This window comes from Ornithinibacillus contaminans (assembly GCF_001038425.2).
GTDB lineage: Bacteria > Bacillota > Bacilli > Bacillales > Amphibacillaceae > Ornithinibacillus > Ornithinibacillus contaminans.
In genome coordinates this window covers 14,095-27,438 of sequence record NZ_LDPV02000036.1, presented here as the reverse complement: position 1 = coordinate 27,438, position 13,344 = coordinate 14,095, and the positions used below count along the sequence as shown (strand labels likewise).

Here is a 13,344-nt window from a genome sequence, read left to right as displayed (position 1 = left end):
GGGACAACAATCATGCTATACTAGGATAGGAGGTGCAACTATATGACAAAATCTATTTCATATCAACAATTAATCAATCAAGTAACAATCCCGAATGAGTTGTTACTCTCCTACAATACAATTGGCTTAGATGAAACAGAGGTAATGGTATTAATACAAATTCATCGCTTTTCGATACAAGGTAACTTCTTTCCAACATTAGATGAGTTAACTGCCACTTTATCGATAGATGATAAAGCATGTTCTGTCATTTTACGAAAACTTATGCAACGGAATTTATTAAAAATAGAACGATTAGAAAATAACCATGAGCAATTAAGTGAAGCCTATTCACTGGAACCTTTATGGGAAAAACTATTTGAACAACCAGTAGTAGAGGACAAGCAGAATGAGGATGGCACTTTATTTATATTATTTGAACAAGAATTTGGCAGACCTATTTCACCTTTTGAAATTGAAACCATCAATGCTTGGCTTGATGAAGATAAGATTGCGCCATCACTAATCAAAGCAGCTTTACGTGAATCGGTTCTGATGGGGAAATTAAATTTTAAATATATGGACCGAATTCTTCGCGAATGGAAAAAGAAGGGGATTCATTCCGTTGAACAAGCACGTGAGGCATCCAAACGTTTTCATGATAATCAAGCTACTAAACAGCAGACTTCTTTACCAAAGAAACGTGATACATCCTTTTACTATAATTGGTTAGAGGGAGAGGAATAATGCTTACTAAGAAAGAGATTCGATTTTGTCTCGACGAAATCGCTGATATGTTCCCAGATGCAGAATGTGAACTAATACATGATAATCCTTTTGAATTAGTTATCGCAGTATTATTGTCTGCACAATGTACAGATGCACTTGTTAATAAAGTAACAAAGGAATTATTTAAAAAATATAAAACCCCAGAGAATTATTTAGCAGTATCCCTCGAGGAACTACAACAAGATATCCGATCAATCGGCTTATATCGTAATAAAGCAAAAAACATCCAGAAGCTTTGCCAAGTATTACTTGATCAATATGATGGAGAAGTGCCTAAATCAAAGGATGAACTCGTAAAGTTAGCTGGGGTCGGTAGAAAAACAGCTAATGTAGTGGCTTCGGTAGCTTTTGGTGAACCTGCAATTGCCGTAGATACACATGTAGAGAGAGTATCAAAACGACTTGGGATATGTCGTTGGAAGGATTCCGTTATTGAAGTAGAAGAGACATTAATGAAAAAGGTACCAAAGGATGAATGGAGTGTTACACATCATCGATTAATTTTCTTCGGAAGATACCATTGTAAAGCGAAAAATCCTAACTGTCCGGAATGTCCGCTGCTTGAAATTTGCAGGGAAGGGAAAAAGCGAATGAAAGAAAGGGATGCTATATAAAAAAACGAGGAGGTCCTTCTAAGGATCTCCTCGTTTTTTACTTATTCTTCTCCGTCTTCTTCATTCGCTGGTTCTTCCGGTTCGGTTGTTGTATCTTCGGAATCACTCGGAATATCTATCGTTGTCGTTCTTGTTTCACTTCTGTTACCTGATTGGCCTCCATTTTGACCGATCGCTGTTACATGAATAGTATAGCTACCACCAGGCTCAAAATTTCCATTTATTTCAATACCTTTTGACTGTACGATTTGTGTGCCACCTTGTGGTCCTTCCACAATAACTTCAAAGGATGCGGGAGGTCCGTTATAATCCCAAGAAACATCAATCAACGACTGATCGGGAATGAAATTAGCACTTAAATTTTCCACAGGATTGATTGTATCTGGTTCTTCTTCGGCTTCTAATGTTAAGGAAACAGCTTGTGGATCACTACGTTTTGAATCATCCTCTGCATTGAAGGCCACTACTTGAATCGTATAGGAAGAACCAGGTGTAACTTCCGTAATTTCAATTTCGTTATCTTCCGTAGTAGAGAGGACTTGCATTTTTCCATCATCTACACTAGCAGAAACCTCAAAGGATATTGCCTGATCTTTGTCTTTATCGTATCCCCACTGAACCTTAATAGCGTTACTTTCAGCAACATATTCTGCTTTTAGATCCTTAACTGCATCTAATTTATCATATTTCTCAGATGTCTTCGTAGGTTCTGTTCCTTTTACGAACAATTCCGTAACAACTTCAGATTCTGGCGTGTAGTCACTTGGCAATGTAGCAGGGTTTGAACCTTTTTCAACAGCAACTTTAACTACTGAATCAGGCTTCGTAAAATCTGCCGTTTCAATATCCTTAGATAACTCTGTCATCGTATTTTTAAATAAATAGTGTGCAATTTGCGTATCAGCATATGGCATCGTGCGATTTGTTTCATCATAACCGACCCATACCGACATGGTATAATTCGTCGTAAAACCTGTTACCCAGGAATCTTTTGCTCCGTCTTGATCCTCTAAATTAGTTGTACCAGTCTTCGCTGCAACTGGTAGACCTGGCATACGAGCATTTCCACCTGATGAACCTTGTGATAAAGCAGTCTTTAACATATCAGAAATCATATATGCCGTGTAATCAGACATTGCTACAACGGGTTCTGGTGCCAAATCAACCGTACGTTCATCTGGAAAGACAACTTTTGTTACGGCATGTGGTTCATATCGAATACCACCATTACCAAACGCTTGATAGGCTCCTGCCATTTGTAATGGATTAACTGTCGTATCGGCACCACCAATTGCATCTGTTAATTGCGGTCTACCATTAGCAAATTCAATCCCTAAATTATTGGCAAATTTTTGGGCATTGTCGTAGCCAGTTTCTTCTAATGTTTTTACCGCAGGAACGTTTAGTGATTCTTGTAATGCATAACGTGCGGTCATCCAGCCTTGGTATTCACGGTTCCAATTTCGTATTACTTTTCCATCTGTTCCAGCTATTTCATATGGTTTATCATCATTAATTTGATGATAAGTAGACATCTTGTTGTATTCAATGGCTGGACCATAAGCAACAATCGGTTTAAAGGTTGAACCTGCTTGGTTTCCACCTTGAATCGCATAGTTAAATCCGTTTTGATAGTTTCGATCTCCACCAATGGCACGAATAGCACCAGTTTTAGTATCTAGTACAACTAGACCCGCATGTAAATCTTCATTCGGATAGGGGATAGGGTTATCCTCTGCATTCGATAACAAGTACTCCACATGATCTTGTGCATTTTTATCTATTGTCGTGTAAATTTTTAAACCATCTGAATAGATATCAGCACCATCTAGTTTTTCATTCACTTCTTTTTCCACTTGTTGGATAAATGCATCATATGGACTTGGCTCTGGTTGATCCTTTACTAATAGAGAAGTAATATCAACTTTAAGTGCTTCATCTGCTTCTTCTTGTGTTATTTTATCGTGACGTACCATTAATTTCAGTACAGTTTCCATTCTTTCCTTCGTCAAATCAGGATTATTAAATGGATTATACGCAGTAGGGCGTTGTGGAAGTCCAGCTAATATCGCCGCCTCTGGTAACGTTAACTCATGTAAATCGGTCTTGCCAAAATAGGTTTCAGCTGCTTTTGCAACACCATAAGCATTGGCGCCATAAAATATTTTATTCAAATACATCTCTAGGATTTGTTCTTTCGAATAATCCTGTTCTAATTTTAACGCTAACCATTGTTCCTGTACTTTTAAACTTAGTTTCTTTTCAGGGTTTAAGAAGGAACGTTCTACAACCTGCTGTGTAATGGTACTAGCTCCTTCAGAACCAAATCCATTCCGTAAATTCCCAATTACAGCCCCACCGATACGTCTAATATCAATACCAGGATGCTCAAAAAAACGTGCATCTTCAGTAGCTGTAACGGCATCGATTAGAATATCTGGTAAATCATCATATTCGATCTTTGTCCGTTTTATTTCACCTAGATCCGCTATTAATTCACCATTAGGATCATACACCTTTGATGATACTGGATCTGATAATTGTGATGCATCAATTTCTGGTGCTGTGGCAATATAATAGGTAAATAGACCTGCAACAGCGACTCCGATAACTAAAAAGAAGATTAGCAGTCCTAAAAATATCTTTTTCCATACTGGTTTCTTTTTTGATTTTTTTTGTTTTCTACGTGCAGTGCGACTTTGGCGATTTTCTGCCATAACTCACTACCTCCAATCTAAAAATAAAGCTTATCAATAATAGAAAGATAATCAACTCTTGTTTGGTATTTAAACGGTATTTCGAAACCTTCTTGCTTTATTTGATTGTATGGTATTGATTTTCTACCATCTCTCTGTTTTTCATACCAATGCTTGAATAATTTATCTGCCTGTAAATAATAGGTCTCATTCAGAACAGCAAAACGGATAATCATAAAACAAATACCACCATGATCAACAATTGACTTCATATGGTTAATCTGATGTTCATGTACATTCGCTAGGGGAAAGGAGGTTTTATTTTTCGTTTCCTTTGCCTCAAAATCAATGTAACGATTTCGGTAAATGCCATTATAATCCGTTGTCGATGCTTGTTTGAAATAAGCCTCTGTTATAACTGCTGCACTTCTGGACGGATAATTCACTTTCACAATTTGTACAGGTGTTGGCTTTTTGTGTATGACAGCTAGATTAGTATCTAAATAGTATTGATTAGTTAAATTAATATCTTCTTCTAGTGTCATTCCACGATTACTAAAGGATTGATTAGACTGTTTGGTCGCTATGTTTCGCTTCCCATTTGGATAATTCATTGTTATGCCTCCTAGCATAATACAGTATCATATCAGAAAAATGCTTACAGCGTAACAATAAAGTCTATCGATCGTAATTTTATCGATGAATAAGGCATTCATAATTAATCTCCACGATACTATCATAGTAAGATATATGATTGATGATGACTACGACTTCTTATCCACCAATAAGTTTATGATGAAAGCAGGTATATATGGTGCGTGTAAGCTGGCATACGCAGGATTATTTATATTATATAACAAATAGGACTAGGAAGTATAATATCGACAATATTGCACGAACAAAAGCCTATCAGAGCTTTTATAAAAAACACCCAGAAATTAAGTGGGCATTAGTTGCCAGTGTCGTGTCACGAAACGCTGGCTGGAATATGACAGATTTGTACACACCAACCTATAAGCAGTTATTAAAGGAACAAGAGAGAAAACGATTATTTATGACCTATGAGAGGGCAAATTGGCTAATCTTCTCAGATGCATACCCACAACTAGTTGTCTATGAGCTATCAACAAAGCTGCAGGTACCTTTATTTCATTTATTACAGAATTACCATGTTTCACAGTTTATGATCCGTGAATGGGAACGGTTTTGGGTAACAAAAGATGAAGATCAGTTATTAATTTCTCTTATTATCAATGAACAAAATGTCATTCAACATCCCGTTATTACACAATCTTTTTTTCGAAGACACATATTCTTGAGCCTACCGTATCTCGCACAAGATGTTCTATTATTAAATGCCGTTTTAATCCCGACCACTTCAGGTAACTTATATGGCGACTTTGTTCATAAATTTACACATGTATCCAACCGAATTACCTTAGGGAAATCGTTAGCATCTCAAATGTTTCACCCAGCTATATTTCCAGGTTTACTGAACTTCATTACGAAAGTGGAGCATACCGGATCGCGGCAAGATTATGAAGTGTTTTTGCCAACGCAACCAACGTCATCCGTATTTTTAAGGACTACATACCCAATAATTGAACATCAAGATATAATTCGAAAGGACTGGTATAAATCAGGGGGTATCAAACAAACCTGGTATCAACTAACTAAAGGGCAGCCAAAGCATATGGGGAAGTCGTTCTATCAAAAAAGAAAGTGGATTGCTACCTTTTCCAAAATAAAAAACAGCTTCACCTAAAAAAGGATCTGCACCTAGGCAAATCCTTTTTTAGGTTTAAGTAGATGGTTTATTAGGACCGTTAAGCTTCTTATCACCCGTTTTGAGTGATTTACCGTTTGTTGCATCCTTTTGTTTGTTCTTATGTTTATCTTTCATATAATATCCCTCCTTCCGTAACTAGTTTGTCTAATTTATAAGAAATCATGAGGATATGCACTAGTTTTGTTTGTTTTCTTCTACTTTTGTCGAACAGGCAGGAGCGGAACGTAGACATGCCGAATACACTTGTAACACTAAAAAAATATGGGGTGATAATGATGGGACTTGCTCTTGCAAAAGAGAGGGAACAAAACGGTTATCCACGAAAAGCATTTGAAGCACGCTTGCTACAGATAGGTGATACGGCACGGAGAGCGGAACAAAAGCTAGCATTAAAGATAGATGAACGAATTGAGAAACAATATAAAAAGCACGAAGCTTCGATAGTGGAAGTAAAAAAGACAGTAAAAACGATTCAACACCGTAAACATTCGAATACGATAAGGAAATGGTTTAAACTGAAAAAATAGCACGAGGGAGCATGAAAGAATGCCTTATTCCTGTAATCATGATACAGTAGTAGTATGATTACAGGAATTGAGGCGTTTTTTTATGGAGTTAATGACATATACACTACAATTAAAAACATATTTACAGGAATTAAAAGACATTTTCGAGCAAAACAATCCACCTGAGGATCGTAGAGATAATTTATTTTTCCAAATGGTAAAGGAGAATACCGCTCCTATTTATGACTTATTAGCGAAATGGGAGGAGCTGGCCTTAACGACGATTAAGGAACACAAAATAAGTGTCCACCCGAATCAAGTTATGTCCACTCGAGAAAATATGGAACTTTTATTAATGCATAGCTATTATATCGATGTAAGACGAAGAAGATACATGGAACTACATCAATCGGTGGAATATGTTTTAGACCAATTATTACGGGCAATCGAATAATCTGCTCCTCCTTTACATTTACTACGTCTTTTATTATAATTAGCTTCCACACGACGTGAAGGGGGAATGCGTGTTGTCAAAACAACAGCTAATAGAAAAAGCAATTGAAAGTAGAAACAATGCTTATGTTCCATACTCAAATTTTCAAGTAGGGGCAGCGTTACGTACAAAATCAGGAAAAGTCTATACAGGCTGTAACATTGAAAATGCTGCATATCCAGTAACCTGTTGCGCAGAGAGAGTAGCGATATTTAAAGCAATATCAGAAGGTGAAACCGAATTTGTAGAGATTGCAGTAGCTGCGAATACCGAACGACCAGTACCACCATGTGGATCATGTCGTCAAGTAATGAGCGAATTCTTTAACCCGGACACCGAGATTCATTTAACCAATTTGAAGGCGAATACAATGACTATTAAGATGGATGAGTTACTACCATTTTCGTTCCAAAAAACTGATATGGATAAGTAATACATAGAAAAGGTAAGAAGCAGATTGTCCTGTTTCTTCCTTTTTTGCTATAATAAAAAAAGATATACGGACATATAGTATACTAACTTGTATAATAGCAAAGCTAATGGTAGAACGTACGAAAATTTTAGGAATATATGATGGGGTGAAAATACGATGCAAAATAAAATTCAACTAAACGGTAAAGAAATTCTTGAAAAAGATTTTAAAACAGCAATGAGAGGCTATAATCAAGAGGAAGTGGATGAGTTTTTAGATGTGGTTATCCAGGACTATGAAGCTTTTGGTCGTGAAATTGATCGTCTTAAGCAAGAAATCGATCGCTTGAAAAAAACTGGAGATAGTCAAGTGAAAACAAGATCAACTCAAGCAGCACCACAGGTTAACTATGATGTGCTAAAACGACTGTCTAACCTTGAAAAGGCAGTGTTTGGCAACAAATACGCAAATGCTGAATCATAAGTGCTAACTATTTTTACCAATGAAAGAAATCGCAACCTATGATATAATCATGTTAGCTTAAATTGAATACTCACGTAATCGCTGCATGCAAATGCAGAGGAAAGTCCATGCTCACACAAACTGCGATGTTTGTAGTGTTCGTGCTTGACGAATTCATAAGTCAAGGTAGCTATTATAGCTAACGGCAGGTGAAGTTCCTAAGTCTTCGGATATGGAATGCGATCCTTGAAAGTGCCACAGTGACGGAGCTGAGATGGAAACATTTCAGGTGGAACGAGGTAAACCCCGCGAGTGAGCAACCCAAATTATGGTAGGGGCATCCTTTAGTAGGGAATTGAACCGAAAGAGGGACAGGTAAATACCTGTAGATAGATGATTACAACCAGAGTACGAGGCTGACCACCGTTTGAAGTACAATTGGTACAGAACATGGCTTATCGAGTATTCAATGGTCCATTACAATACAATTCATTTACGCATAACCTTTTTGTTTGCTTCTTGCTTACAGAAGGGTTATTTTATTTTCTATAAGAACATATGGTAAACTATTGATACTCGGAAAACAATTTGAAGGGAATTTATACATGGCGCAACACATACGATTAATCGCAACAGCTGCAATGGGTTTAGAATCTGTCGTAGCAACAGAAGTAAAACAATTAGGCTATGAGGTACAGGTTGATAATGGGAAGGTGATATTTGATGCTCCAATCTCTGCCATACCAAGATGTAATTTATGGCTAAGAACGGCAGATCGAATTAAATTAGTAGTAGGAGAATTTCGGGCTACGACCTTTGACGAACTGTTTGAAGGTACAAAAGCATTACCATGGGAAGATTACATTAGTGAGGAAGGGCAATTTCCTGTAGCTGGAAAATCGGTAAAATCCACATTATATAGTGTTCCCGATTGCCAAAAAATCGTCAAAAAAGCAATTGCAGAACGTTTGAAGCGAAAGTATGGCATGGCATCTAAAATGCCAGAAACAGGATCATTATACAAGGTAGAAGTATCGATATTGAAAGATACAGCTCTTCTGACTATTGATACATCTGGTGTTGGATTACATAAAAGAGGATATCGCGTTGGGCAAGGTGAAGCACCTTTAAAAGAAACAATGGCAGCAGCACTTCTATTGTTAACCAATTGGCGCGCTGATTATCCATTAATCGATCCATTTTGTGGGTCTGGTACGATTCCGATAGAAGCAGCACTAATCGGACAAAATATTGCACCAGGGTTTAATCGTGAATTTGCATCAGAGGATTGGGGTCTTATTCGTTCAAGTTATTGGGATGATGCGTTTCAGGAAGCGGAAGATTTAGCCAATTATGATCAAAAGCTAGAAATAATCGGCAGTGACATTGACCATAAAATGGTTCAAATAGCCGATTCCAACAGTAAGGAAGCTGGATTAGGTGAGTTAATTACATGGAAACAAATGCAGGTTAGTGATTTAACGATTCGTCAGGATAATGGGTATATCATTGGTAATCCACCATATGGACAACGAATTGGAGATCAAGAAGCTGTACAAAAAATATACCAGCAGCTTGGAGCTGTCATGAAAAATCATCCATCATGGAGCGTATACATTTTAACAGCCTATGAAGCATTTGAGAAATTTTATGGCCAAAAGGCAACGAAGAAACGAAAGCTATTTAACGGCTTTATTAAAACGGATTATTATCAATATTTCGGAAAGAAAACAGGGGAGAGAAGATAATGTCGACGTTAACAACGGTACAAACCGAGTTTCAGGAGTACTTAAAAGAAATAAATGCCTACCGAGAAGCAATCACGTTAATTCAATGGGATTTACGCACCAAAATACCTAAGAAGGGTGTTGAGCAACGTTCAGAGGTTGTTGGCCAACTAGCTCACAAACTACATCAATTAGAAACTTCTGACCAAATGAAATCCTATATCGATGCATTAAAGGATCAAACTACGGATGAGGTATTACAAAAAATTGTATTAGAGTGTCTTGATACATATGAGAAAAACCGAAAAATACCTGATACAGAGTTTAAAGAATATGTAATGCTTCAATCGAAATCAGAGGCAGTTTGGCAGGAAGCAAGAGAAAAAGCGGACTTTTCGCTTTTCCAGCCCTATCTAGAAAAATTAGTAGCATTCAATCAAAAATTCGCAGATTATTGGGGCTATGATACCAACCGATATGATGCACTTTTAAATAATTTCGAACCTGGTGTAACGGTTGAAACATTAGATAAAGTATTTCCAAAGGTGCGTCAATCTTTAACAAAATTACTAACTAGCATCCAACACAGCTCTATCATTCCAGATTCTTCTGTTTTGAACACTCATTTTCCTAAGCAAAAACAAAAAGACTTTGCGATTGAAATTTTAAAACGAATGGGCTATGACTTTGATGCTGGCCGATTAGATGATACGATACACCCGTTCGCGATTACATTGAATATAAATGATGTTCGAATTACAACACGCTATGATGAAGAGGATTTCCGAATGGCTATATTTGGAACCATTCACGAAGGCGGCCATGCGCTTTATGAACAAAACATTGATACAAAATTGGCTGGAACACCACTTGCTACCGGAACTTCTATGGGGATTCATGAATCACAATCGCTATTTTGGGAAAACTTTATCGGTCGCAATAAGGTGTTTTGGGAATCCCATTATAATGTGTTTAAGCAACATGCACCGGACCATTTTAACGATATATCCCTTGCAGACTTTTACCAAGCAGTTAACGAGGTGAAACCTTCATTCATACGTATTGAAGCAGATGAATTAACGTATCCGCTTCATATCATGGTACGGTATGAATTGGAAAAAGCCTTAATTAATGGTGAAATCGAGGTTAAGGATTTACCGAAACTATGGAATGAAAAAATGCAGGAATATTTAGGAATTACACCACCAACTGATCGCGAAGGTGTATTACAAGATATTCACTGGGCAGGTGGGGACTTTGGCTATTTCCCTTCATATGCTCTAGGGTATATGTATGCGGCACAATTCCAGCATACAATGAAAGATGCACTTCCAATCGATGAAATTATTAAATCAGGTGATTTTACAGAAATTCGCAATTGGCTAACAGAACATATCCATCAATATGGAAAAATGAAGAAGCCGCTTCAAATTATTGAAGATGTGACCGGTGAAGCGCTTAACCCAGATTATTTAGTAGAATATTTAACCGAAAAATACAAAGATATTTATCAGTTCTAACGTATTAATGTCAACCTACCCAAGCATGCAAGAAAGATGCTTAGGTAGGTATTTTTTTGGGGGAAAAAATAGCCGTAACTAACTTATTTTACTATTTGCGTAATAATTTATGAAATCATTCGCAAACTAACGCTAAAACTAATTCAGGTGAGAATATGGCGATTATAGGTGCAGTGGGACTTGGAATTCCCGAATATGAAATTCCCCAAAATCAAGTAAAGACATTAGCAAAAGATTTATTCAGCTATACCGATAAGCAATTTGCTAGAATGCTACCAGTGTTTGACCATGCAGCAATCGAGGCAAGGCAATTTGTTGTTGATGCGTCATGGTTTCTTCAAGAACATAATTTTGAAGAGCGGAACAACTTATACCACCAGTTTGCCATAAAGCATTCGCTAAAAGCCATGGATGATTGTTTAGCCAGTGCTAATCTTTCCCGCGAAATTGACTATTCTAACATAGATTTAATTAGCTTTGTGTCAAGTACGGGCATTGCAACCCCGTCCCTTGATGTATTTTTAATGAATGAGCGGTCTTTTCGAGAGGATGTAGAACGAATGCCGTTATGGGGACTAGGTTGTGCAGGTGGAGCAATTGGTTTATCGAGGGTTTCCGACTGGCTAACAGCCAATCCCGAAAAAATCGCACTACTCGTGAATTGTGAGCTTTGTAGTTTAACCTTTCAAAAAAGTGATCAGAAAAAAAGTAATTTAGTTGGAACCGCCTTATTTGGAGATGGCATTAGTGCTGTATTACTAGTGGGGGAAAAATCACCCTATCGTAAGTCCCTATCGAAACCGTTACCGAACATTACTAGCGCCAGTTCATACACGAAAAAGTTCAGTACTGACATCATGGGTTGGAAAGTTACCGATAGTGGATTTGAAGTAGTATTTTCCAAGAGCATTCCAGCACTTGTAAAGACAACATGGAAGGAACATCTCGAGCAATTTCTTCATAGAAATCAACTGGATCTAGCAGATATCCACTCGTTTATTGTTCATCCTGGGGGAAAGAAGGTTTTATCCGCAATGGAAGAATCCTTAACTATCCCCTCTAGTAAGCTAAAATATTCCTATGAGGTATTAAAAAAGCACGGTAATATGTCCTCAGCAACGGTTCAATATGTATTGCGACAATGGTTAGAAGAAGGGGGTCGTCCAGGGAATAAAAGTGTCATATCTGCACTTGGACCTGGCTTCAGCTCAGAAATTTTACTAGTGGAGTGGGTAATATCATGACAATATGGATGTGGATATTAATTAGTGTTATTATTGGTCAGCGACTGGTAGAACTCGTTATTGCAAAAAACAATGAAAAGTGGATGAAAGCAAGAGGTGGAGTAGAAGCAGGGGGGACTCATTATAAGTGGTTTATTTATCTGCACACACTATTTTTCTTCAGTACCGTGACCGAGGGAATGATTCAGCAACAGAGTGACATACCATTTCATACGTTCTATTTTTCTCTATTTATTTTAGCGCAATTCGCTCGTATATGGTGCATCTATTCTTTAGGGAGATTTTGGAACACAAAAATCATTGTACTACCACGTGTTGCCTTAATTAAGAAGGGGCCATACAAATTTGTCAAGCACCCGAATTATATAATCGTCGCTGTTGAGCTGTTTATCATCCCAATGTTATTCGGTGCTTATATTACAGCATTCGTGTTTCCAATACTACACATCTTGTTATTACGTATTCGAATTCCAGAAGAGGAAAGAGCTCTAGCATTGATTTCGAAACATTGAGAGACCAAAATAAAACGGTAATCCATAAATCAGATTACCGTTTCTATATACCTTCGCTTATTTTTTCACTACATTTGCCGCTTGTGGTCCACGTTCACCATCAACGATTTCAAACGTTACTTCTTGACCTTCTTCTAATGTTTTAAAGCCTTCACCTTCAATTGCCGAATAATGAACAAATACATCATTTCCACCTTCGACTGAAATAAACCCATAGCCCTTTTCTGCGTTAAACCATTTAACTACTCCGTTTTCCATGTAACAAAACCTCCTAAAAACTTTCACGTAAAACGTGTTAATACAAAGCCGAAATTGGACAAGTAAAAAGGCAGCTCAGACAGAAAGATTGGATCATAAAGCATCCCACTTCTTTCTATTTCGAAGCTACCATTCCGTAATGATCCATATATCTTCTTTGCTTGTGTCCAATATAGCTTATTTTAAAATGTCAGTCAAGACGAATTCAGAAAAATATGCAGAATAATCCAATTATCCTTCTGTTGTTTTGCTGACATTCATTGTATAATCTTATTGTGTAATAGTTCGTTTATTTTATGTATGATAAATCTTTTTTTCAAGACTTACATAACGCCAAAGAAAT

Annotated in this window: 15 protein-coding genes and 1 other RNA gene; 12 read left to right on the top strand and 4 right to left on the bottom strand. The window is 37.2% G+C overall.

Going from position 1 to position 13,344, the window contains the following annotated elements; genetic code table 11:
* Positions 1-42 precede the first annotated feature (42 nt).
* Both JF53_RS08835 and nth read left to right on the top strand, forming a co-directional pair.
* Positions 43-726: a DnaD domain-containing protein gene (locus JF53_RS08835; protein WP_047980066.1), complete on the top strand. Its 684-nt coding sequence runs from the start codon at positions 43-45 to the stop codon at positions 724-726.
* Entirely contained in the window at positions 726-1,382 is a 657-nt protein-coding gene (gene nth / locus JF53_RS08830) for an endonuclease III (RefSeq protein ID WP_047980067.1), read from the top strand. Before JF53_RS08835 ends, nth begins: the two co-directional genes overlap by 1 nt.
* Positions 1,383-1,423: 41 nt before the next feature.
* Here nth and JF53_RS08825 read toward each other — a convergent pair whose 3' ends face one another.
* Together JF53_RS08825 and recU are read right to left on the bottom strand one after the other, a co-directional pair.
* The gene (locus tag JF53_RS08825; RefSeq protein ID WP_047980068.1) at positions 1,424-4,099 is read right to left on the bottom strand and encodes a penicillin-binding protein 1A; all 2,676 of its coding nucleotides are present in this window, start codon (positions 4,097-4,099) and stop codon (positions 1,424-1,426) included.
* A gap of 17 nt (positions 4,100-4,116) precedes the next feature.
* Entirely contained in the window at positions 4,117-4,692 is a 576-nt protein-coding gene (recU, locus tag JF53_RS08820; RefSeq protein ID WP_047980069.1) for a Holliday junction resolvase RecU, read from the bottom strand.
* 200 nt (positions 4,693-4,892) lie between these two features.
* Between recU and JF53_RS08815 the strand changes: the two genes are divergently transcribed.
* Positions 4,893-5,843: a DUF2515 family protein gene (locus JF53_RS08815; protein ID WP_157052489.1), complete on the top strand. Its 951-nt coding sequence runs from the start codon at positions 4,893-4,895 to the stop codon at positions 5,841-5,843.
* A gap of 36 nt (positions 5,844-5,879) precedes the next feature.
* Here the strand turns inward: JF53_RS08815 and JF53_RS17460 are convergent, their stop codons facing one another.
* Positions 5,880-5,981, bottom strand: a complete 102-nt coding sequence (locus JF53_RS17460; RefSeq protein WP_157052485.1) for a spore protein — start codon at positions 5,979-5,981, stop codon at positions 5,880-5,882.
* A gap of 116 nt (positions 5,982-6,097) precedes the next feature.
* On the opposite strand from JF53_RS17460, the gene JF53_RS08810 reads away from it, so the two are divergent.
* The 9 genes from JF53_RS08810 to JF53_RS08775 all read left to right on the top strand — a co-directional run bounded on the left by JF53_RS08810 (position 6,098) and on the right by JF53_RS08775 (position 12,743).
* Complete coding sequence (locus JF53_RS08810; protein WP_047980071.1) at positions 6,098-6,394, top strand: hypothetical protein; 297 nt, start codon at positions 6,098-6,100, stop codon at positions 6,392-6,394.
* An 82-nt stretch (positions 6,395-6,476) separates the two neighbouring features.
* Positions 6,477-6,827: a DUF1798 family protein gene (locus tag JF53_RS08805; RefSeq protein WP_047980072.1), complete on the top strand. Its 351-nt coding sequence runs from the start codon at positions 6,477-6,479 to the stop codon at positions 6,825-6,827.
* 73 nt (positions 6,828-6,900) lie between these two features.
* Entirely contained in the window at positions 6,901-7,299 is a 399-nt protein-coding gene (locus JF53_RS08800; protein WP_047980073.1) for a cytidine deaminase, read from the top strand.
* Between the two features lie 156 nt (positions 7,300-7,455).
* Complete coding sequence (gpsB, locus tag JF53_RS08795) at positions 7,456-7,761, top strand: cell division regulator GpsB (protein ID WP_047980074.1); 306 nt, start codon at positions 7,456-7,458, stop codon at positions 7,759-7,761.
* A 66-nt stretch (positions 7,762-7,827) separates the two neighbouring features.
* Positions 7,828-8,203: RNase P RNA component class B (gene rnpB, locus JF53_RS17075), an RNA gene on the top strand.
* A gap of 142 nt (positions 8,204-8,345) precedes the next feature.
* A complete protein-coding gene (locus JF53_RS08790) occupies positions 8,346-9,488 on the top strand; it encodes a THUMP domain-containing class I SAM-dependent RNA methyltransferase (RefSeq protein ID WP_047980075.1) in 1,143 nt (380 codons plus the stop codon).
* The gene (locus JF53_RS08785; protein WP_047980076.1) at positions 9,488-10,987 is read left to right on the top strand and encodes a carboxypeptidase M32; all 1,500 of its coding nucleotides are present in this window, start codon (positions 9,488-9,490) and stop codon (positions 10,985-10,987) included. The genes JF53_RS08790 and JF53_RS08785 overlap by 1 nt, the downstream gene beginning before the upstream one ends.
* Before the next feature lie 155 nt (positions 10,988-11,142).
* Positions 11,143-12,231 carry a type III polyketide synthase gene (locus JF53_RS08780; protein ID WP_047980077.1) on the top strand — a complete coding sequence of 363 codons (1,089 nt, stop codon included), beginning with the start codon at positions 11,143-11,145 and terminating at the stop codon, positions 12,229-12,231.
* Entirely contained in the window at positions 12,228-12,743 is a 516-nt protein-coding gene (locus tag JF53_RS08775; RefSeq protein WP_047980078.1) for an isoprenylcysteine carboxyl methyltransferase family protein, read from the top strand. Before JF53_RS08780 ends, JF53_RS08775 begins: the two co-directional genes overlap by 4 nt.
* Before the next feature lie 57 nt (positions 12,744-12,800).
* Here the strand turns inward: JF53_RS08775 and JF53_RS08770 are convergent, their stop codons facing one another.
* The gene (locus tag JF53_RS08770) at positions 12,801-13,001 is read right to left on the bottom strand and encodes a cold-shock protein (RefSeq protein ID WP_047980079.1); all 201 of its coding nucleotides are present in this window, start codon (positions 12,999-13,001) and stop codon (positions 12,801-12,803) included.
* Positions 13,002-13,344: the final 343 nt, after the last annotated feature.